19 protein-coding genes are annotated in these 20,744 nt (G+C 60.8%); 9 read left to right on the forward strand and 10 right to left on the reverse strand.

Annotated elements, in window-relative coordinates; genetic code table 11:
• Positions 1-30 precede the first annotated feature (30 nt).
• The 3 genes from ACEK02_RS17980 to lptF form a co-directional block, all read right to left on the reverse strand.
• Positions 31-2,412 carry an LPS-assembly protein LptD gene (locus tag ACEK02_RS17980; protein WP_371422938.1) on the reverse strand — a complete coding sequence of 794 codons (2,382 nt, stop codon included), beginning with the start codon at positions 2,410-2,412 and terminating at the stop codon, positions 31-33.
• A 104-nt stretch (positions 2,413-2,516) separates the two neighbouring features.
• Positions 2,517-3,614: an LPS export ABC transporter permease LptG gene (lptG, locus tag ACEK02_RS17985; protein ID WP_371422939.1), complete on the reverse strand. Its 1,098-nt coding sequence runs from the start codon at positions 3,612-3,614 to the stop codon at positions 2,517-2,519.
• The gene (lptF, locus tag ACEK02_RS17990; protein ID WP_371422940.1) at positions 3,611-4,780 is read right to left on the reverse strand and encodes an LPS export ABC transporter permease LptF; all 1,170 of its coding nucleotides are present in this window, start codon (positions 4,778-4,780) and stop codon (positions 3,611-3,613) included. The genes lptG and lptF overlap by 4 nt, the downstream gene beginning before the upstream one ends.
• A gap of 516 nt (positions 4,781-5,296) precedes the next feature.
• Here lptF and ACEK02_RS17995 point away from each other — a divergent pair.
• The 3 genes from ACEK02_RS17995 (at position 5,297) to ACEK02_RS18005 (ending at position 7,938) form a co-directional block, all read left to right on the forward strand.
• Positions 5,297-6,799, forward strand: a complete 1,503-nt coding sequence (locus ACEK02_RS17995; RefSeq protein WP_371422941.1) for a leucyl aminopeptidase — start codon at positions 5,297-5,299, stop codon at positions 6,797-6,799.
• A gap of 9 nt (positions 6,800-6,808) precedes the next feature.
• Positions 6,809-7,261 carry a DNA polymerase III subunit chi gene (locus ACEK02_RS18000; RefSeq protein ID WP_371422942.1) on the forward strand — a complete coding sequence of 151 codons (453 nt, stop codon included), beginning with the start codon at positions 6,809-6,811 and terminating at the stop codon, positions 7,259-7,261.
• A gap of 167 nt (positions 7,262-7,428) precedes the next feature.
• The gene (locus ACEK02_RS18005) at positions 7,429-7,938 is read left to right on the forward strand and encodes a hypothetical protein (protein ID WP_371422943.1); all 510 of its coding nucleotides are present in this window, start codon (positions 7,429-7,431) and stop codon (positions 7,936-7,938) included.
• A 38-nt stretch (positions 7,939-7,976) separates the two neighbouring features.
• On the opposite strand, the gene ACEK02_RS18010 is transcribed toward ACEK02_RS18005, so the two are convergent.
• The 3 genes from ACEK02_RS18010 to ACEK02_RS18020 all read right to left on the reverse strand — a co-directional run bounded on the left by ACEK02_RS18010 (position 7,977) and on the right by ACEK02_RS18020 (position 10,540).
• The gene (locus tag ACEK02_RS18010; RefSeq protein WP_371422944.1) at positions 7,977-9,839 is read right to left on the reverse strand and encodes an ABC-F family ATP-binding cassette domain-containing protein; all 1,863 of its coding nucleotides are present in this window, start codon (positions 9,837-9,839) and stop codon (positions 7,977-7,979) included.
• A 78-nt stretch (positions 9,840-9,917) separates the two neighbouring features.
• Complete coding sequence (locus ACEK02_RS18015) at positions 9,918-10,103, reverse strand: hypothetical protein (protein ID WP_371422945.1); 186 nt, start codon at positions 10,101-10,103, stop codon at positions 9,918-9,920.
• A gap of 173 nt (positions 10,104-10,276) precedes the next feature.
• The gene (locus tag ACEK02_RS18020; protein ID WP_371422946.1) at positions 10,277-10,540 is read right to left on the reverse strand and encodes a sulfur globule protein precursor; all 264 of its coding nucleotides are present in this window, start codon (positions 10,538-10,540) and stop codon (positions 10,277-10,279) included.
• Between the two features lie 278 nt (positions 10,541-10,818).
• Here ACEK02_RS18020 and ndk point away from each other — a divergent pair, with 278 nt between their 5' ends.
• Together ndk and ACEK02_RS18030 are read left to right on the forward strand one after the other, a co-directional pair.
• On the forward strand, positions 10,819-11,241 hold the full coding sequence (gene ndk, locus ACEK02_RS18025; protein WP_371422947.1) for a nucleoside-diphosphate kinase: 423 nt from the start codon (positions 10,819-10,821) through the stop codon (positions 11,239-11,241).
• 102 nt (positions 11,242-11,343) lie between these two features.
• Positions 11,344-12,177 (forward strand): TerC family protein, encoded by an 834-nt coding sequence (locus tag ACEK02_RS18030; protein WP_371422948.1) that lies wholly within the window; start codon positions 11,344-11,346, stop codon positions 12,175-12,177.
• A gap of 73 nt (positions 12,178-12,250) precedes the next feature.
• Here ACEK02_RS18030 and ACEK02_RS18035 read toward each other — a convergent pair whose 3' ends face one another.
• Positions 12,251-13,417 carry an autotransporter outer membrane beta-barrel domain-containing protein gene (locus tag ACEK02_RS18035; RefSeq protein WP_371422949.1) on the reverse strand — a complete coding sequence of 389 codons (1,167 nt, stop codon included), beginning with the start codon at positions 13,415-13,417 and terminating at the stop codon, positions 12,251-12,253.
• Between the two features lie 465 nt (positions 13,418-13,882).
• Here ACEK02_RS18035 and ACEK02_RS18040 point away from each other — a divergent pair, with 465 nt between their 5' ends.
• Positions 13,883-14,086 carry a cold-shock protein gene (locus ACEK02_RS18040; protein ID WP_115029019.1) on the forward strand — a complete coding sequence of 68 codons (204 nt, stop codon included), beginning with the start codon at positions 13,883-13,885 and terminating at the stop codon, positions 14,084-14,086.
• Positions 14,087-14,205: 119 nt separating this feature from the next.
• Here ACEK02_RS18040 and ACEK02_RS18045 read toward each other — a convergent pair whose 3' ends face one another.
• Entirely contained in the window at positions 14,206-14,589 is a 384-nt protein-coding gene (locus tag ACEK02_RS18045) for a hypothetical protein (protein ID WP_371422950.1), read from the reverse strand.
• A gap of 285 nt (positions 14,590-14,874) precedes the next feature.
• Here ACEK02_RS18045 and ACEK02_RS18050 point away from each other — a divergent pair, with 285 nt between their 5' ends.
• Positions 14,875-16,797, forward strand: coding sequence for an adenylate/guanylate cyclase domain-containing protein (locus tag ACEK02_RS18050; protein WP_371422951.1), 1,923 nt, complete (start codon positions 14,875-14,877; stop codon positions 16,795-16,797).
• 103 nt (positions 16,798-16,900) lie between these two features.
• A complete protein-coding gene (locus ACEK02_RS18055) occupies positions 16,901-17,482 on the forward strand; it encodes a TetR/AcrR family transcriptional regulator (RefSeq protein WP_371422952.1) in 582 nt (193 codons plus the stop codon).
• Here ACEK02_RS18055 and ACEK02_RS18060 read toward each other — a convergent pair whose 3' ends face one another.
• Both ACEK02_RS18060 and ACEK02_RS18065 read right to left on the reverse strand, forming a co-directional pair.
• On the reverse strand, positions 17,483-18,433 hold the full coding sequence (locus ACEK02_RS18060) for a fatty acid desaturase (RefSeq protein ID WP_371422953.1): 951 nt from the start codon (positions 18,431-18,433) through the stop codon (positions 17,483-17,485).
• 19 nt (positions 18,434-18,452) lie between these two features.
• Positions 18,453-19,490, reverse strand: a complete 1,038-nt coding sequence (locus ACEK02_RS18065) for an alpha/beta fold hydrolase (RefSeq protein ID WP_371422954.1) — start codon at positions 19,488-19,490, stop codon at positions 18,453-18,455.
• Positions 19,491-19,814: 324 nt separating this feature from the next.
• Between ACEK02_RS18065 and ACEK02_RS18070 the strand changes: the two genes are divergently transcribed.
• Positions 19,815-20,639, forward strand: a complete 825-nt coding sequence (locus ACEK02_RS18070) for an alpha/beta fold hydrolase (RefSeq protein ID WP_371422955.1) — start codon at positions 19,815-19,817, stop codon at positions 20,637-20,639.
• Positions 20,640-20,744: the final 105 nt, after the last annotated feature.

The raw sequence follows: 20,744 nt of genomic DNA on the forward strand, positions 1-20,744 counted from the left end.
ACGGAGATTTCACGGCACAGATAGCCGATACTAGTAAGTGCCGCCGGTTCCGCTCGCTGACGTGGTATTACCAATCGTCCGCAGGCCAATCTGGAACATGAATGAATGGCTGAGGACTGGCGGTGTGCTCAGGTTACTCACGTAGTTGTAGGACGTGACATAATTGACGCCGAGCACGAAGCAATCGTCCACATAGCCCGCGCCGACCGTGTACTGGTTGATCTTGTTGGCTTCGAGATCCCAGCGCGCGCCACCGGTGACCACCCAGTTCGATGCCAGTTTGATCGAGCCGGTGCCAAGGAGGCCTTCGCGGCGGGTGAGGTAGCCCAGTTCAGCCTGCGGTGCGTAGTTGCCATACATCAGGCTGACCGACCAGCGGTCGAAGCTGGCGCGACCTTCAGCCTCAAAGCGGGACACATTGCCAGTCGCTTCGTCGATCCGCGCGCGGGTGCTGACCGTGTAGGTGCGGTTCGGCGAATAGGCCAGGCTGGCGACGTAGTCTGACCGCGAGGTGGCCAGTCCGGAGTTCACGCCAGTGTTGGTCGTATCGGCGACTGCGAACGAGTTCAGGCCGAAGAGTTGATAGGACTGGCCGAACAGGACCTTGACCGAACCACCACGATCGAACTGCGTGGTAGCCTGCACGCCTACGTTGGCGCGGCCGCCGCCTTCGACACGGTCGTAACCGGAGAACTTGTTGACGCTGAAGAGATTGCTCGCATCGAAGCTCATGCTCTGCGCATCTTCATTCGGCAACTTGCCGGCGTAGGTTTCGTTCGGACGAATGATCACCTGAGCGATGGGCTCGAGTGTCGTGGTGCCCCACGGCTGAACGTTGATGAAGGGATAGCGATATTCGAGGCCTACGGTCGGCATCACCCGCAACGCGGTCGTGTCGCCGGTCGGCAGGAAGTTGGAGACGCCGGGCTGGTTCGAGATCGAGGCATCGATCGCATCGACGCGCAGGATCGCGAACGGCGTGAAGATCTGGCCGAACGAGTCCGTATAGGAACGACGCCACTGTGCTTCGCCAGTCACGCGGGTATAGGTACCAGGAACGCCATTCATCAGGCAGTTCGTTGGCGTTCGCGCGAGTGGATCTGCGGAAGTCAGGCTGCACAATCCATTGTTGTTGGCGAGAGACGAGATCGGCGTGAATGAGGCCTGATCGCGGCTCAGGCTGGTCATGTTGAACTTGTAGCTGAACTCGCCGCCGAGAATGTTCTGGTTCAGGACGTTGTTGTAATCGATGACCGGATGGATGACCGGGACCTGGCTCTGATTACCGGAGAAGCTCAGATAGTAGATTGTGCGCGCATCGAAGAAGCTGCGCTTGCCGACGCCCGTCAGATAGAGCTGCGAAACGGCTTCCGTCTGCAGGTTCAGGAACGAGGCATAGGGATCCCGGTACATCGACAGCCGGTAGTCCTGAAGGAAGTTGTAATCGCTCAGTGCGACCGCATCCCAGCCCCAGACCCACTTGTCGTTGATGGCGAACTGGCCCTTGGACTCGACACCGCCGCGCCAGTCCTTGTCGCCGACCGTGTTGGCGTATGCATTCCGATCCTGCTGGTTAATGCCATAGGCGCGGATCTGGTAGGCGCCGTCCATCAGCCGCTGACGGAATTCGCCCTGCACCAACAAGCCCTGCTTGGTGGTGTAGCGCGGTGAGATCGTCGCATCGTAATCGGGCGCGATCGCCCAATAGAACGGGGTTTCGATACCGAAACCGTAATTGGTGTTAGTCGAAGGCGACGGCATCAGAAAGCCGGTCTTGCGCTTCACCGTCGGATCTGGAGTCGAGAAATATGGGATGTAGGCGAGGGGCACGCCGAAGAACTCGATCCGGGCGTCCTCGAAATACATCATCTTTTCGGTCTGGTCGTGGATGACGCGGGCACCCTTGACCTGCCACAGCGGCGGCTTCTTCGGATCTTCCTTACAGGCGGCGCAGGCAGTGTAGACACCGTTCTGGAACACGGTGTAGTTGCCGGCGGTGCGCTCGGCACGTGTCGCGGCCATGCGAGTCGCATCCGCGGTGTCGACACGGAGTGAATCCACGAAACCGTCGCGGTAGTCGTCGCTGAGGTCGAGCAGATTGGCATAGGTGATCTTGCCGTCGGCATCCGTCATCCGGACATTGCCTTCGGCATGCAGGCGCTTGGTCTTCTGGTCGTAGATGACCTTGTCGGCCTCGACCGAAGTGCCGTTGTAATACATCTGCACGTTGCCGACGGCGGCGACGCGCGAATTGTTGTAGTCGTAATTGACCTCGGTGGCCTGCACCAGCATCTGCCCGGTCTGGGCGGCCGGCGGCGGCTTCGGCCGGGTGGCCGGGCGGTTATAGGTGAAGCTCTGGGCGTGGACAGGCGTCGTCGCTGCGGCGCCAAGCGTCACGGCGACACACATCATAGTTGCAGCGATCGACGTGATCGCGCGAGACGCACGTCCGCAATCTGCACAAATGTGCAGTTTCGAGATCATTTTCCGCGCACGGAGGGCGGCAAACACAGCCACTACCCGTCCTCCTGGTACAACAAGGCCAAAAAGCCGGTGAGACCGCCCACACACACAGGCAGCCACGCCGCAGCAATCGGATGCATCAACTCAGCCTTGCTCAAATCTTCCGTAACTTTCGACAGAACGTAGAGCAGAAAGCCTGCGCCCACGCCACTCAAAACCATCTTCTGGACACCGCCCATCCGAAAGAACCTCAGGCTCACAGAAGCGGCCAGCATCACCATCGCAACCAGCAAAAATGGCTGTGCGATAAGCTTATGATACTGCAAGCGATACCCCGCGGTCGCGAAACCCGAACTTTCGGAGGATTTGATATACGAAGGAAGTTGCCAAAATGACACTGTTTCCGGGGTCGAAAAACTGTTTCTGACCTGCAGCGGGGTCAGGGTTGTGGCCAGATACATGCTGTCCTGTTCGACCACGGGCGAATCGAGGGTGTAGCGTCGCACCCCTTTGAACAACCAGCGGCCGGGCTCCAGCGATGCCTCGCGAGCCTCGATCCGTTCCTTGAACTGGGATTCGATGTCGAAGCGGAACACGGTCAGGCCGGTCAGACGGACGCCCTGCTGCTCGCTGCGGGCAGCATTGATGATGGATTGGCCCTCGCGGTTGACCTGGTTGATCCAGAAGCCGGAGGCGTCCTGGACGCCGCCGCCCGGCGCATCGCCGAACATCTGGGCCTCCATCCGCTTCGATTCCTCGCGCAGGTTGGCCGACAGGGGGTTGTAACCCACGGTCGCCAGCACGCCCAGGATGAGGGCGCTGGCCAGCGCAGGGGAGATAAACTGCCAGGCCGAGACGCCGGCGGCGCGGGCGACCACCAGTTCGAGCCGCCGCGACAGCGCGAGATAACAGGTCATGGCGCCGATCAGGATGCAAAACGGCATCATCTTCTCAAGCAACTGCGGCACCCGGTACAGTGATGTCTGCGCCACCATCAGAGCGGAGGCCGATGCCAGCCCGGAGGTACGCCTGACCATCTCGATGTAGTCGACCAGCACCAGCAGCATGAAGATACTGGTGAACACGCCCAAGGCCGCCACCAGGAAGCGACCGGCGAAATACCTGCCGATGGTGTTGGTGATCATGCTCATGCGGCGGCTGGCCGTCGGAAGAGGCGCAACAACCGCTCGTTGGATCTGTTGATTGCTTCCACCAGTTTCGCCGGCGGTTCCACCACAATCCCGGCTGAGATGATCCAGAAGCTGACGCCGATCGCTGTCGCCAGCAGGGCATATTGAAGCGGTGCGGCGAAGTCCGATTTCGCTGCCACGACGGAGCAGGCAAAGCCCGCCATGCGCAGGCCGAACACCGCGGCAATCGCGCTGCCCATCGAGAAGTTGCGGCTCTGCCGCGTGGTCCGTGGCGAACCCAGGAATGCAAAGGTCAAGGCAGCAAAGGCCAGCGGATAAATCGGCGCCATCAAGCGGTCGTGCATCTCGGCGCTGAACTGCCGCGGCACTTGCTTGTAAAGCGGGTCGTCGACGGGCGGCGCCATCAATTCCCAGAGATACCGTTCACGAATTCCGTAGGTGACGTCCTGACTGCGATTGGAGAACTTCGACATATCGAAAGCATAGCGGCCGAACGCCACCATGGCGGGGTCGGTCTTGCCTGTCTCGAAACGCTGCAGATTGCCGTCTTCCAGGATCAGGAATGAGCCGTCGCCATTCTTCAGCACCGTGCCGTGGTCCGCAATGATGGTGACGCGCTCTTTGGGATCGCGACGATCATCCACGAAGATGCCCACCAGCAATCCGCCGGGCTGGCGCTCCCGGACCCGGATGGTCAGGTTCTGGTCGAGCTGCGCGAAGCGGCCTGGCTGCAGGATATTCGCCAGCACGTCGGCCGTGATCTCGGCGTCCCAGCGCTTCAGCCGGCGCATACCATCCGGTGCCAGATATGAGCCGATGAAAGCCACGAGCAGCGATACGACCATTGTCGCGAACAGAAAGGGACGAAACAGCCGTCGCGGCGACAGGCCGGCGGCATTCATCACGATGATTTCGGAGTCGGTCGCGAGCTTGGTCAGGGTGTGGGACACCGCGATCATCAGCGCGATCGGAGCAATGATCAGAACGAGAACGGGAATCGCAAGGCTGGTGACGCCGAGGAAGGTCAGAATGGTCTGACCCTGGCTCGTCATCAGGTCGATTCCGCGCAACGCTTGCGTGATCCAGATCACGCCTGTCAGGCTGACCAGAACCACCGCAAACGACGCCAGCGTCGTGCGGAAAATATACTTATCGATAGACCCCATCGGTCCGATCAATCCCCGTTCCGGCCGCTAAAGTCGCCCGCATGCCCAATCCCGCAAGGGGAGCCCCGAGGACACACTGCGCTCTTCAGAAGCCCAGTCTCTCACTTAGCATCCCTTTGATTGGTCAACAAAATGGCCGGGGGATGGCTCGCTCAAGATATGGTTAATTATGTGCCCGATGTGGCCCTTGGGCCACTGAAACGGCCTTCCCGCATGGGTGGCAGCCGGAACAGAGGGACTGGCGGGGCGCATTCGTTGGCAAGGTCGGTGCGCACGGGCGCTGCGGACACATTCGGACACTGGGAATGTCCGAATCGGAGATGTCGGGTCCGCTCGGTTTCTCTTCGGGGAGACACAAGAAAACTATCAATAAAACTATCGATCCTTTGCGGTTTCGGTCAGAACCTGTCTTGACGGTTCACGCTGTGACGACAACAAAACACTTGAACCCCGCCGCACCGACCGGATTCCGCGCCGACCCCTGCGACAGCCCTGATCTTTCTGGAGGAATTTGCCATGCCCGACGCCGTCAAGGTCGGCTTCGTTCCGTTTGCCACTGCCGTGCGCGGTGCTCTCGTGGTGTTCTGTGACGAAGCGTTGAAATTCGGCCCAGCCGCGACCAAGGCTCTCGGGGACGCAGCGGCGATCGTGAAACGCGCAGCCGCGACCAGCAAGTTCAAGGGGAAGAGCGCATCGGTGCTCGACATCCTGGCCCCCGACGGCATCAAGGCGTCGCGTCTCATCGTGATCGGTACCGGCAAGCTGACCGATCTGAAGGAAACCGATTTGCTTAAATTCGGCGGCGTGCTCGCCGGGAAGGCCGGCGGCAGCAGTGATGCGGTGACCATCATTGCGGAACTGGCGTCGGGGGCGATGACGCCAGAGCAGGCGGCATCGGTCGCTTCCGGCGTATTGCTGCGCGCTTACAAATTCGATCGTTACAAGACCAAGAAGAAAGATGCCGACGAGGCGTCCGGCAATGTCACGTTTTCGTTGGCTGTCAGCGACGTCGCCGCAGCCAAGAAGGCCTTCGCGCCGGGCAATCATATCGTCAACGGCGTTGTGCTCGCCCGTGAGCTTGTGAACGAGCCGCCGAACGTGCTGTTTCCCGCCGAATTCGCGCGCCGCGCCGGTGAGTTGAAGAAGCTCGGCGTCACGGTCGAAGTGCTCGACGTCAAGGCGATGACCAGGCTTGGCATGGGTGCGCTGCTCGGCGTGTCCCAGGGATCTGTGCGTCCCGGCCGTATGGTGGTGATGCGCTGGAACGGTGGCAAGAAGGGCGAGCAGCCCGTCGCCTTCATCGGCAAGGGCGTGACCTTCGATACCGGTGGCATCTCCATCAAGCCGGCCGGCAGCATGGAAGACATGAAGGGTGATATGGGCGGCGCAGCCTGCGTCGTTGGCCTGATGCATGCACTCGCGGGCCGCAAGGCCAAGGTCAACGTCGTCGGCGCCATCGGCATCGTTGAGAACATGCCGGACGGCAACGCGCAGCGTCCGGGCGACATCGTAACGTCGATGTCCGGTCAGACCATCGAAATCATCAACACCGATGCTGAAGGCCGCCTCGTACTGGCCGATGTGCTCTGGTATGTGGCGAAGAAGTTCAAGCCGAAATTCATGGTCGATCTGGCGACGCTGACCGGCGCGATCATGGTCGCACTCGGTACCGAATATGCCGGCATGTTCTCCAACAACGACGAGCTCGCGGAGCGTCTGTCCACCGTCGGACAGGCCACCGGCGAACGCGTCTGGCGGATGCCACTCGGTCCGGAATACGACAAGCAAATCGACTCGCAATTCGCCGACATGAAGAACACCGGCACGCGCAACGGCGGCTCGATCACTGCGGCGCAGTTCCTGCAGCGTTTCGTCGACGATACGCCGTGGGCGCATCTCGATATCGCCGGCACCGCCATGGGTGCGCCGAAGACCGAGATCAATCAGAGCTGGGGCTCGGGTTACGGCGTGCGGCTGCTGGATCGGCTTGTTGCCGACTATTACGAGGCGAAGAAGTAGTCCGACACGATGACCGAGGTCCTGTTCTATCACCTGCAGAACATGACGCTGGAGAGCGTGCTGCCGCCGCTGCTCGAGAAGTCGCTCGAGCGCGGCTGGCGCGTTGTGGTGCAATCCACATCGGAAGAACGCGCCGATGCGCTCGATGCGCATCTGTGGACCTATCGTGACGATTCATTCCTGCCGCATGCCACCTGGCGTGTGGCAGACGCGGCGGATCAGCCGATCATTCTCGCGATCGAAGAGGGCAATCCGAATCGTGCCCAGGTCCGGTTCCTTGTGGACAGCGCGCCGGTGCCGGCGGATGCCGACAGCTATGAGCGCATGGTGCTGGTATTCAACGGCGATGATGCCGATGCACTCGCTGCAGCGCGAGCAGCCTGGACTGACTGCAAGGCGAGGGGCTTTACCGCCACCTACTGGCAGACCGATGAACGCGGCCGGTGGCAGCGCAAGAACTAGCTGGCGATTGGCGATCTGCTGCAATTAATGATAATTGTAGATTTCCTCACCGGTATCTGCCGCTGTGTCATGGTGGTGCCGCAAATGAATGATGTTACAGGCGCTTATCGCCTGTCTGGGGTTGCGTAATCGTGCGACAAGAAAAGCTTCATCGAAACGGACTGCTCGTGCTGCTACTTGCTGCGCCATTGCTCGCTGGCTGCGCTGGTGTGGGCGGTGACGCATTCTCCACGGATCTGCTGTCCAAGGATGCCGACTGGTTCTCCAAGCCGGGCCGCGTGTTCATCAAGAACGTTTCGATCGAGACACCGCCACTCTCACCTGAGCAGGCCGTCAGTCCGCAGGATCTCATCAGCGCGGACGGCGCGTGCCCGGGCATGGCGCCACGTGATGCCAACGCGCTTGCGGATGGTACCGCAGGTGCACCGGCTCAAACCGGTGTCGTGGCGCTCGGCCATACCGAATGCGACGTCGCGCGTGGTGCAGGCGCACCCGACAGTGTCAATCTCTCGACCAACCCGCGCGGCGATCGCGTCGCCGTGCTGACCTATCTGCGTGGTCCGCGCGCCGGCATCTATACATTCACGGCAGGCCGTCTGACTGTTGTCGAACGCGGGCCGGAAGTCGAGCAGCCGAAGACCGCGCGTCCTAAAGCCAAGAAGCGCGCCGCGACCTGATCCTCTTGAAGATTTAGGAGCAAGCGACGACTGTGCTCTCAGCCGTTCGCTCCCTCATGGAGCGAACTTGCAGTGAGCCATTGCTCTTCGGCGCGTTGCAATGCGTCTGCCGCAGCCGCGCGCGCTTTGCTGAGCTGGGTGGCCTGCTTCGGATCCTTCTTGAAGAGGTCGGGCAATGCCAGGGCGGTATCGATCTTGGCGATGATGCCGGTGATGCGTTCCATTTCGGCTTCCGCCTCGGCGACCTGCTGCTTGAGCGGAATCTTTTTCTCTTTGGGCTTCACCAGCTTTTCGCGATCCGTACCGGTGCGGTCGCGCGTCGGCGTGCGCATGCCGCGGGCCTGCATGACGACCTTGCGATAGTCGTCGAGATCGCCATCGAAATTGGTGACGGTGCGGTCGGCCACCACCCAGAGCTGGTCTGCGCAGGCCTCGATCAGATAGCGATCATGCGAGACCATGATCACCGCACCTGGGAATTCGTTGATCGCTTCGGCGAGCGCCGCACGGCTGTCGATATCGAGATGATTGGTCGGTTCGTCCAGGATGATCATGTTCGGACCGTAGAAGGTCGCGAGCCCCAGCAGCAGGCGCGCCTTCTCGCCGCCGGACAGGCTCTTCACGACCGTATCCGCAGCCTTGCCGGAAAAGCCGATATTGCCGGCGCGCGCGCGGATCTTTGATTCCGGCATGTCCGGCATCAGCTTGCGCACGTGATCGTAGACGGAGTTGTCCATCACCAGCTCGTCGAGCTGATGCTGGGCAAAATATGCGATCGACAATTTGTCGGCGCGGGTGATCGATCCCGAAAACGGCTGCAGCTTGTTCGCCAGCAGCTTGACCAGCGTCGACTTCCCGTTGCCGTTGGAGCCGAGCAGGGCGATACGATCCTCGGTGTCGATGCGCAGTGTCACCTGAGTGAGCACCGGCTTGCCGGGCTCATAGCCGACCGACACATTGTCCACCGCAAGGATCGGCGGTGACAGGATCTTTTCGGGCGCAGGGAAGACGATCTCGCGCACGTCTTGCGTCACCAGCGCTGAGATCGGCTTCATGCGCTCCAGCATCTTTACGCGCGATTGTGCCTGACGTGCCTTGGAGGCCTTGGCCTTGAAGCGATCGACGAAGTCCTGCAACCGCTTGCGCTCGGCTTCCTGACGCTTGACGTTCTTGGCGTCGAGCGCCTCCTTGTTGGCGCGGAACTCTTCGTAATTCGAATAGGTCCCGCGATAATGCACGAGCTTGCCGCGGTCGAGATGCAGGATCTCGTTCACGGACGTATCGAGCAGGTCACGGTCATGGCTGATGACGATGACTGTGCGCGGATAGTTGGCGAGATGGTCTTCGAGCCACAGAGTGCCTTCGAGATCGAGATAGTTGGTCGGTTCGTCCAGCAGCAGCAGGTCCGGCGCCGAGAACAACGTCGCTGCAAGCGCAACGCGCATGCGCCAACCGCCGGAGAATTCGGAACAGGAGCGCAACTGGGCTTCAGCCGAGAAGCCGAGGCCGCTCAGGATCGCCGCGGCACGGGCGGGCGCGGAATGGGCATCGATATCGACAAGGCGGGTCTGGATGTCGGAAATCCGCTCCGGATCGGTGGCGGTGTCGGCTTCCTTCAGCAGCGCATCGCGCTCGAGATCAGCTTTCAGCACGACGGAGATCAGGCTCTCGGGACCGTCAGGTGCTTCCTGGGCGAGGCTGCCTATGCGCCAGCGCGGCGGAATCGAGATACTTCCGGTTTCGGTAGCCAGATCGCCACGGATGGCATGAAAAAGGGTCGATTTGCCGACGCCGTTGCGGCCAACGAACCCCACGCGGGCCCCTGGCGCAATCTGTACCGTGCTCTCGTCAATGAGCAGGCGTCCGGCAATCCGGATCGAAATGTCTGTGATGGAAAGCATGCGGGGTTGTCACCGCTGCGACGCACAAAGGCAACCCCGATTTGGCCGCTAACGGTGCGTAGCAGATCAATTCTGCCGTTAACGGCTTCTGGTGCTGTCATCCTGCTGCCGCATCTGGTCCATTAGCATCTGCAGATGGGAGGGCAGAGCGTCGTCGTCCGGACCGATGTCCCGGCGCAGCCGTTCGCCGATGGCATTGCAAATCGCCGCGCTGGTGGTGCGGTCGATGTGATCTTCGCCATCATTGGTGAACTGGTTTTGCATTGTCTTCCCGGTGCTCGTGGCAGTTGAATGACACCAAGGCAAGTCGCGCGGGCCGAAATTGTTTCAAGATTTACGGATTTGAGGCTGTTTGAGTCAAAAATCGATGAATCGTCCACAGATCTACAGAAAGCCCGGCCGTTGGAACGGCCGGGCGGTATCATCTGCAGTGGGCGTCAGTAGCAGCGATTGACGAGCCGCCAACGCGGTCCCCACGGGGTCGGAACGACCCGGCGAACGAGGCATCCGCCACCGCCATAGCCGTAAACCGGCCCGCCGATGAAGCGTGGTCCGCCCCAGCCGTGATGCCACCCGCCTCCATGCCAGCCCCCGCCGCGCCATCCACCATGGCCGCCCCAGGCGGAAGCCGAGGTCGGAGCCAGCGCCGCGGCACCCAATGAGGCCGCTGCAACCAAAGTCAGTGCGATCTTGCGGAACATTTTAATCTCCTCTGGTTCGGCGCGTCTTGCGCCTGCGGTGAACATGGCGCCGGGGGCAAATGCCGTTGGCCGGGGTCATTGCAGGCAGTCTAGGCCGGGAAAGCTGAACCGGATCGTGCCAGTCCTGTCAGGAATGGTTCATGTGGATGACATCTCGGTAATTCGAGCGCGGGATCTGCGAAAATGGGGCCTGCGACATTTGGACGGATCGCTTGCCGTTCCCAGATAGCGTCGATATAAGCCGCCATCTTCCAGCGACTGTTATTCAAGGATAAATCATGGCTATCGAGCGTACCTTTTCGATTCTGAAACCCGACGCGACCGAGCGCAATCTGACCGGTGCGATCAACGCGTTGATCGAAAAGGCCGGCCTGCGGATTGTCGCGCAGAAGCGCATCCGTATGACCCGCGAACAGGCTGGCATTTTCTACGCCGTTCACAAGGAACGCCCGTTCTTCGGCGAACTGGTGGACTTCATGACCTCGGGTCCCGTCGTTGTGCAGGTGCTGGAAGGCGAGAACGCCGTCCTCAAGTATCGCGACGTGATGGGCGCAACCGACCCTTCGAAGGCTGCCGACGGCACCATCCGCAAGCTTCACGCCAAGTCGATCGGCGAGAATTCGGTGCACGGTTCGGACGCTCCGGAAACTGCAGCGATCGAGATCGCACAGTTCTTCTCGGGCAACGAGATCGTCGGTTAACTCAGGCTGACATTGCGACAAGGTTGCGGGGCGAGGGGGCGCGCCGCAACCAAGCCGGCCAAGGCCGGATGAACCATCACCAACACTAGACGGGGGCACGCTGTGGACTGGATGCTGCAAATTTTCGATCCGGCGACGATCAAAACGGTCTTCGCTCAGTTCCAGCTTGAAATGCAGCAGCCTGCGTTCTGGCTTGCCGTCGGCAAGATCATCTGGATCAACGTATTGTTGTCGGGAGACAACGCGCTGGTGATCGCGCTGGCCTGCCGCGGCCTCGAGCCGAAGCAGCGCATGTGGGGCATGATCCTCGGTGCGGCTGCGGCCGTAATCCTGCGGATCATTTTCACCGGCATCGTCGCCACATTGATGGAACTGCCCTACCTCAAGCTGGTGGGTGGTCTCGCGCTGATCGTGATCGCGGCCAAGCTGCTGGTTCCCGAGCAGGAAGAGGAGGACGGCGTCAAGGCGGCCTCGCATCTGTGGGCCGCTGTGCAGATTGTCGTCGTCGCTGACATCGTCATGAGCTTGGACAACGTCATCGCCGTGGCCGCCGCAGCCAATGGCAGCGTGCCTCTGTTGATCCTTGGCCTCGCCATCAGCGTCCCGTTGATCGTCGCCGGCGCTGCCCTCATCATGGCGCTGCTCACCCGTCTGCCGGTTCTGGTCTGGCTCGGTGCGGCTCTGCTGGGCTGGGTCGCGGGCGAAGTCATCGCGACCGATCCAGCGATTTTGCCGCTGCTGCACAGCTTCTTCGGTGGCTCGCTGGGCACCGGCCTCGACAGCCTGATGTCTTCGCTGGGCCTTGGCGTTCGCTTCGCCAACGGCGGTCACGGCGGCGAGATCGTCTGCGGCCTGATTGGTGTCGCCGTGGTGCTCGCTGTCGGAACGCTGTGGCGCCGCCGCAGTATGTCTGCACATGCTGAGCAAGCTGCCTAACTGAACGAAAGCTCAAAGCGGGCGAGGGGCTATGCCCGTCGCCCGCTTTTTTGTTTCTAGAATTTGGTCATTTCTAGAACTTGAATTCGACGCCCAGCGTCCCCTGATGGGACTGCGAATAGGCGCGGAACTTGCCATCGTAATTGAGATAGAGACGTGCGGTGTTGCTGAGGCTCAGCGACGCTGATGCGCCGGCATCTGCGCCGTACTGGCTTTCGCCGATCCCCTGAACGGTGATGCTCTCGACACCGAGGCTAACGGTAACGGCGCTGAAGCTCTGATGCACGTTGTCGACGAATTTGGCATAGCCCGACAGATCCAGAATCTTCTGGTCGAAGATCCAGTAGCGCCCGACTTCGGCGCCAATCAGGATACGCGCGCGCTCCGCTGACGCACCGCTCGCGTTGACAGGGTTGAGGCCGCCGAGCTCCTGCATCGATCCGGTTGTGGCACGGGTATATTCGAAAGCAGCCTTGGGCACGATCCGCGCTTGCTCATAGCTCCAGTAGTAGCTCAGTTCCGTGAGGGCGCCGTCGATCCGCGCATTGTAGCCGGCGCTGGCGAGCCCCAGGCCCGTATCGCGGCGCGAGTTGATGTCGCCGAAGCCGTGCACCAATGCGATTGCCCAGGTCCATGCGCCCTGGTCTACCGATGCATTGACGCCGATCTGCGTGAGGTCGAGCGTCGCAGATTGCAACGCGAGCGGGACGTCGATCGCGGTGTGGCTCTGATCGACCGACAGTCCGACATTGACGCCCGGCATCAGTTGCGCACCGATCCCGGCGACGCCGCCAATGGTCCGGCGCTTGTCGCCGACGAAATCCCCGATCGTGCCGGTATGCGCGCCAACGCCGTAGAATTCGGCCCAGCTTCGGAAGCGGGGCGTCTCGGCGGTTTCCGATGCGCCGCCGCCACCGGGATTGGTGCGCGACGCCCTGCTGAAGCCGTGGCTTGCCTGATCGCCGAGGCGCCGCAGGAACTGGCTACCGAGATCGCCGATGGCGATGCCGGCGGATTGTCCGGCATTGAAGTCGGTCGATGAGGGCACCGGTGCGGCTGCTGGCGGTGGTGTCGTCGGTGGCGGTGTGGTTGGGGGCGGCGTGGTGGGCGGCGCTAGCTGGGCGGAGGCGAGCGAAGGTGCGACAAGAAGCGCGGCTGCGAGGCCGAGCAGGATAGTCCGAGGTCGCCGGCTGGTAGCCGGGGTTCTGTCCGTTCGGGCGTATCGCGATGGATCGCGCATTATGAATCTTTTCGAAATTGCCGCGGCAGGCCGCTTGATCGCGGCCGAGCATACGCGATCCCTTCAACGTTGCCGCTGCGCATTGGACGCCTCCTGTGGCGATTGACGCCTATTGTTGTGCGATTGCCACAGCAGATTCGTATCGTTTTTCAGCGCGTTATGGTCATTCGCGCAATCTGGCCGATGACGTTTCATTCCGGCTCGCCGGGTCAGAGATCGGGCATACGGCATCTCGATGAGCGCGACCGACGCGCGGTTGCGCTGGTATCAAAACTTCGGCCGCAAGAAGCCGGAGACTTGCCTAGCCGAAATTTTCATGTTGGAATTCTTGCACAATCGGATCTAGGCCGTTCGACTGTGCGTTTTGAGAGCAGGACATTCAGCAGACACCGGGAAGCCCGCTTGTGGCGTGGCACGCATGATGCGTGGCCGCGTCTTTTTTGTATCTAGATCGGGAGACAGACGATGCAGAAGGGCACCGTCAAATGGTTCAACCCCACCAAGGGTTATGGCTTCATCAAGCCGACTGTCGGCGACAAGGATGTCTTCGTGCACATCTCCGCCGTCGAGCGCGCGGGCCTCAGCACCCTCAATGAAAACCAGACCATCGAATACGACCTGGTGGAAAATCGCGGCAAGACGTCCGCCGAGAACCTCAAGGTCTCATAACTGAGTTTTGGTCTGCCGGCCTTGATATACGAGCCGGCCGACTGCTGTTGCCCCGGGGCAAGCCGGCCCTTTTGTAACTCCGGTGCGGATTGCACCGAGCCGGAGGGGCCTTGCCCGCATCAGCCTTTCTTCGGCTTCTTTGCCTTTTTGGCCGTTTTCTTGGCGGGCGCAGCCTTCTTCGGGCCCTTGTCCTTCTCGGGGCTCTGAGCCTTCATCGCCTGGGCTGCTTCTGCGATCTGAAGAGTTTCAACGGCCTTACGCATCGCTCGTGCATAGCTATCGGCAGCATTGTCAGCGGACATTTGAAGGCGCTTGGCGGCGGCCATGCCTTGCTCCGTCGCGTCCTTTGCCAGTTGCTTGAAATGATCCTTGGCGATCTTGTCCTTGGCCTTGGCGGCCAGGCCAGTATAGCGATCGCGTCGTGCCTTGACGGCTGCCATCAGTGTCTTGTTTTGCTGCTTAGCAATCTGCCGGATGATCACATCCAGATCGGCGCCCGTCATTCTTGATTTCCTTAAGTGACAACCAGAATAGTCAATTGTTTCAATTATGCAGTTGCCATTGAGGCATTGCAATCGTCGCAGCTCGTGGCGCTTGCCAACGCACTGGACGAGGGGAGTTCATTGCCGGATGTCGTAAGCACGGATCGGGTTTCTTTACCGTAAAGATACTCGCCAATTGCGTTTGCCTGACGGAATCATGATACCGCGAGACTTCCCGTCCGGCGCAGCCAGATCCGGCCTGTCGATATGCGGTGCCAGATTGGCTGGCGTGTGGAGCATCCTGCGATGACGGTGCCGGCGAGATCGCGTTTCCGGATTGGCTTCAGGACGTCGATCATTGCGTTGTTCGTCGGCGTCGTCCTCACGGTCGGCCTGGTGTTGGTCTATCTCAGCTTCAGCAGGGTGAATACGATCATCCGGACGGCGGCGTCGTCGTATCTCAGTGTGGTCGCGCAATCCGCGACCGATCGCATCGATGCGCAGCTCAAGAGCGTCCACGACAATCTGGATATTCTGCGCGGTATCACGTCGGTTCAGTCCGCCGAGCTCAAGAATAATCCGCGGCTGAACATCCTGCTGGCGTCGATGCTGCGTAACAACAAGCAGCTCTACGGCCTGTATATGGGATATGAGGACGGCTCGTTCCTCGAAATGGACCTGATCGACCGAACGGGAGCCGAGGTGAAGGCTCGTTTCGGGGCACCGAACAGAGCCAGATTTCGCCTGTTCACGATCGTGAAGGCGGGCGATTTCGGGCCGCTTCAGACGACAACGACGTTTCTCGACGATGCGCTGCAACCCTTGGCAAGTCTGTCCGGTCCTGTCGATTTCGACCCGCGTGCCAGGCCGTGGTATCGCGGCGCCTTCGAGGCCAATGCCAGTCTGTTGACGGAGCCCTATATTTTCTATGAGACCGGCGACATCGGCTATACGCTGCGAATGCCGATCGCGGGAGGCCAGCAAGGCGTTGTGGCCGCCGATATCCTGCTCAGTGAAGCCGAGGCCATGCTGCGCAAGCAGCAGCTCGGACATTCGGGCATGGCCTACCTCTTTGATGATGCCGACCGGGTGCTGGCGCATCCCGAAATGTCCCGGTGGCTTGAAGCCACGAGCGTGCCGAACAAACTGTCGGAGCTGCCGCGACTGAGCGATGTCGATACGATCGGCGCAACTGCCGCCATCAAGGCGTGGCGCCAGACCGGCGTTGAGCAACAGTTCTTCGCTGACAGCACAGGGCGTGCCTATGCAGCCGCATTCAGGCCCGTAGAGATGGCCGGATCGGCCAATCTTCGTGTCGGCTTCTTCGCGCCGCTCGATGAATTCTATGCCGAGATAGAGCAGGAGAAACGCACCCTTTTCATTCTCGCATTTTGCTTCGTCATCGCCGCCGTGCCGATCGCGTTCTGGATCGGCAACAAGCTGTCGCTGTCCTTGCGCATTCTGGCGCGCGAGGTGGATAGGATCCAGAACTTCCGGTTCTCGTCCATGCCGCAGCTGCATTCGCCGATCCGCGAAATCGACGATCTCGGGCGATCGGTCTTCACCATGCGCACGCTGGTGCAGACATTCTCGAATTTCGTTCCCAAGCGCCTGGTTCAGCAGTTGGTGGAAACCGGCACGGCCATGCAACTAGGCGGAGAGCGTCGCGAGGCGACTATCCTGTTCACGGATGTCGAGAATTTCACGGGGATGACGGAGAACGAGGATCCGACACGGGTGATGCTTTACACGTCGCGCTACTTCGCTGCGATCTCGGACGTCATCGCCACCCATCAAGGGACGGTCGACAAATATATCGGCGATGCCGTCATGGGACTTTGGAACGCACCGATCGAACATACGAACCATGTCGCGCAGGCCTGTGCCGCCGTGCTCGATTGCGTCGAAGCCAATCGCAAGCTCAATGAGGAATTCGAGCGCGAAGGTTGGCCGGTTTACAAGACCCGGTTCGGCCTGCATGTGGGCGATGTCATGATCGGCAATATCGGGTCACCCGATCGTATGAACTACACGGCGCTCGGAGCTACCGTGAATCTCGCATCGCGGCTGGAGACGCTCAACAAGGACTACGGGACGAGCGTTCTGGTCAGCGGGGCCGTCAAGGAGCGGGTGGACGCGTTGTTTCTGTTTCGCAGCGTCGCCCTGATCAAGCCGAAAGGGTTCGCGTCGGAAGTTCAGATCTATGAGCTGATCGGGGTGCGAAACTGACATTTCGTCACATCGCTTGATCGCCGTGCCAATATCTCTGTCCGATCGACGGGTGGCCGCGATATAGTGGACAAATGGCAGCCGGTGGAGAAAAATTGCGACGATGACCGACGTGAACCCGGTACGGCGAGGTCGTCCTCGATCGGTCGAGACCGAGGATGCGATCCTGGAGAGCGCCTATCGCATGATGGCGGCCGAGGGGCTCGCCGCCACGACCATTGATGCGATCGCGCGGGATTCCGGCGTCTCCAAGATGACGATCTACAAATGGTGGCCGTCGCGCGAGGCGGTGCTGATCGACGCATTCCTGCGACAGGCATCGACCATGCTGCCACTTGCCGAGAGCGGCGATCCACTGACGCGCGTTGCCAAGCATGCCGCGGCCTATGTCATGGCGCTGAACGGCGATTTCGGGAAGGTGCAGTTGGCTGTCATTGCCGAATGTATCTCGCGCACCGGTTCTGCGAAAATCTTCTCCGAGCGCTATCTCGCAATCCGCCGGGACATATCGCTGGCGATCATCAAGGACGGCCAGAAGGACGGCAGCATCAATGCCGCGGAATCGGCCGGCGATCTCTATGACCGGATCTACGGCACGCTATTTTATGAGTATGTTTTTGGATTCCGGCCGCTGACGGCCGATTATGCGCGCAAACTCGTCAAATCCGTGCTGTCGGCCCGATAATCAGATGCCGCCCTGCCGCGCGCGGCGAAACCAGCGCCACGTCTCCCGGGTGACGGCCCGGTAGCCCTGACCGCGATGCGCGATACGCGCGTCGATGATCGCATTGAGCCTCGGCAGCGCGTGGAACGGGACCGACGGATAGGCGTGATGCTCGACATGGAATGGCATGTTCCAGGTGAACCACTTGGTCAGCGCGTCGGTATAGGTGGTGCGGGTATTCTCATAGGCGCTGCGGGTGCGCTCGCAGCCGGTGTGTTCGGCATAGAGATAGGGCCGCAGGAACAGCTGGCCGACATAGAGCGGAACGAGCCAGCACCACAGCAGCATCGTGCTCCCAAATGCGACGGAAGCGATCAGCAGCGCGAGATAGACGAGGGCATAGATGCGCGCCTCGCGCACCACCATGCCCTGCTTGGCTTCAGGGATCCACGGCGCCACGGCGTGCCCGGTTAGGGCACGGCGGAACAGCAGGCGGATCCGGTTCGTCAGCTGCACGATGCCGGTATAGGCGATGGCGAGCCTTGTGTCCGATGACGGGATGGTCGCGGTGACAAGCTCGGGGTCGCGGTCAGGATCCTGCGTGAAGCGGTGATGATCCCAATGAAACAACGCATAATGTTCATAGGGCAGAACGATCATCAGGGACGAGGCGTGGCCGAGGATTTCGTTGAGGCGGCGGCTTGTGAATACAGTCTTGTGCGCAGCCTCATGCACGGCCATGAACAGGAAGGCGATGAGATAGCCCTGAATGAAGATCAGCGGGATTGCCCACGTCACGCCGTAACGGTTGGAGATCTGCCAGATGAGCGTCCCCACAAGGGCGATCAGGGCGTAGTGGCTGATCGAGCGAATGAGCCCCGGCAGATTGGCGCGCACCGACAGGTGCTTCAACTGTGCAGGCGTCAAGGCGCGGCCTTCGATCTTGCCATGGCTAGCAGCATCCATCGTCATCTGGTCATTGCCTTTCGGTTCAATCGTGAGCGGCCAGCAGCATTGCGACCTGCGCTTTGATGAATGCAGCGTCGGCGGGAATCTTGGCCGGATTGCCGGCACGGTGTCCGTGCAGCGAAGGGATCGGACACAGTTCCGCCGTGCGTGCGTTGGTCAGCAGAGGGAGTTCGTCCTCGTTGTCACCGACCTGAAAATAATTGTCGGTTTGTCCGGGCATCAACAGAACGCGCGCGGTGATCGCAGCCATGGCCTTGCGGAAGTCGCCGCCGAAGGCGTCGCAGCGGCTGATGTCGCCATTCTGCCAGGTCCAGAGCTGGGCCAGCAGGTTGTTGGCGTCGCGATGCGCGAAAGCGACGTCCCACGATCGAGTCAGATAATCTTCCAGCGAGGTGAAGCCGGCCTCGCGCCAGATTTCGTCGCGGTAGAAGCCGTGTGACATCGCCCAGCCGGCATAGACACGCCCCATGGCGCGAAGGCCGACGGATGGTTTCGAAACAAAGCGGCCATCGACAAAGGCCGGATCGGTCGTCAAAGCTGCCCGCACGCTTTCGAGAAACACGGCGTTGAAAGGCGAGCACCGGGCGCTGCCGCAGACGACTGCAGCGCGCGCCACCATGTCCGGGTAGCGGGCGGCCCAGTGATAGGCCTGCATGCCACCCATCGACCATCCGTAGACCAGTGCCAGACGGGTGATGCCGAACCGCTCGGTCAGCAGGCGGTGCTGGATCGAGACAGCGTCATGGTAGCTGATGTTCGGATAGGGGGCGCCAGCCAGAGCGTCCATGAAATTAGACGGCGATGACGACAGCCCGTTCCCGAACAAATTGGGGATGACGATGAAGTAGCGCTCCGGATCGAGCACGCCACCCGGCGCGATCAGCCATTCGGTGTCGTAATGTTGTGCGGCGAACGAGGTCGGATAGAGGATGGCGTTGTCCTTGGCAGCATTGAGTGAGCCGTAGGTCTTGTAGGAGAGTTGCAGGCGAGGGGGCTGATGGCCGGATTGCAGCAGGACCTCGCGGGCCTCGAATATCTGGTAGTCGCTCGACGCGTTCATGCTGGGCTCCGGAAGATCATTCGACACCTGCGGATCGCACGACAGGTAACCCGCTCGATAAAATTTAATAACTGTACCGATGGTACATTAAATAAGGGGCAGTGCAATGCCGAAACTTCGGCATAGCCGCCCGGATAACGTGCAGTCGCCCGCCACTCATCTATGCTGGAGCGACATCACGGTTTTGTATTCGAAACGTACAAGAGATCCGCGCCGCGTTGGTCTATGCGTCGGCGCGGTGGCGGACAGGCGGATCGGTTATCCGCATTTCCCCGCTGTGCATTCGACGTCATTTACCCGCAACCCGCTCAAGGAGTCCGCATCATGGGAACCATCACCACCAAGGACGGCACCGAGATTTTCTACAAGGATTGGGGGACCGGGCAGCCGATCGTGTTCCATCACGGCTGGCCGCTGAGCGCGGACGACTGGGATGCCCAGATGATGTTCTTCCTCAACAATGGCTATCGCGTCATCGCCCATGATCGCCGTGGCCACGGCCGTTCGAGCCAGACAGCCACGGGCAATGAAATGGACACCTATGCGGCTGACGTCGCTGAACTTACCGACGCGCTCGACCTGAAAGACGCTGTCCATATCGGCCACTCCACTGGGGGCGGCGAAGTCGCGCGGTACGTCGCGCGTGCCAAGAAGGGGCGCGTCGCCAAGGCCGTGCTGGTCAGCGCTGTGCCGCCGATCATGCTCAAGACCGAGAAAAATCCCGGCGGCCTGCCGCTCGAAGTGTTCGATGGCTTCCGCGCCGCGCTTGTTGCCAATCGCGCGCAGTTCTACGTCGATGTCCCGGCCGGGCCATTCTACGGCTTCAACCGCCCGGGAGCGAAAGTCTATCAGGGCGTCATCGACAACTGGTGGCGGCAGGGCATGATGGGCGGCGCCAAGGCGCATTACGATTGCATCAAGGCGTTTTCGGAAACCGACTTCACTGAAGACCTGAAGGCGATCGACGTCCCGGTGCTGGTGTTGCACGGTGATGACGACCAGATCGTGCCTTACGCAGATGCAGGCGTGTTGTCAGCCAAGCTGGTGAAGAACGGAACGCTGAAGCTCTATCCGGGATTCCCGCACGGGATGTTGACCACCCATGCAGATTTGATCAATCCGGATCTGCTGGCCTTCATCAAGAGCTGATCGATTGCGTCATGGCGGGCGAGGCGCAGGCTTCGTCCGTCATGCTCCGTTAGAGCGTTTCACGTTTTTATTGAAGCGTATCCGGCGTTGGCAAAGTAGTTTTTG

This window comes from Tardiphaga sp. (assembly GCF_041424195.1).
In the GTDB taxonomy this organism is placed as follows: Bacteria; Pseudomonadota; Alphaproteobacteria; order Rhizobiales; family Xanthobacteraceae; genus Tardiphaga.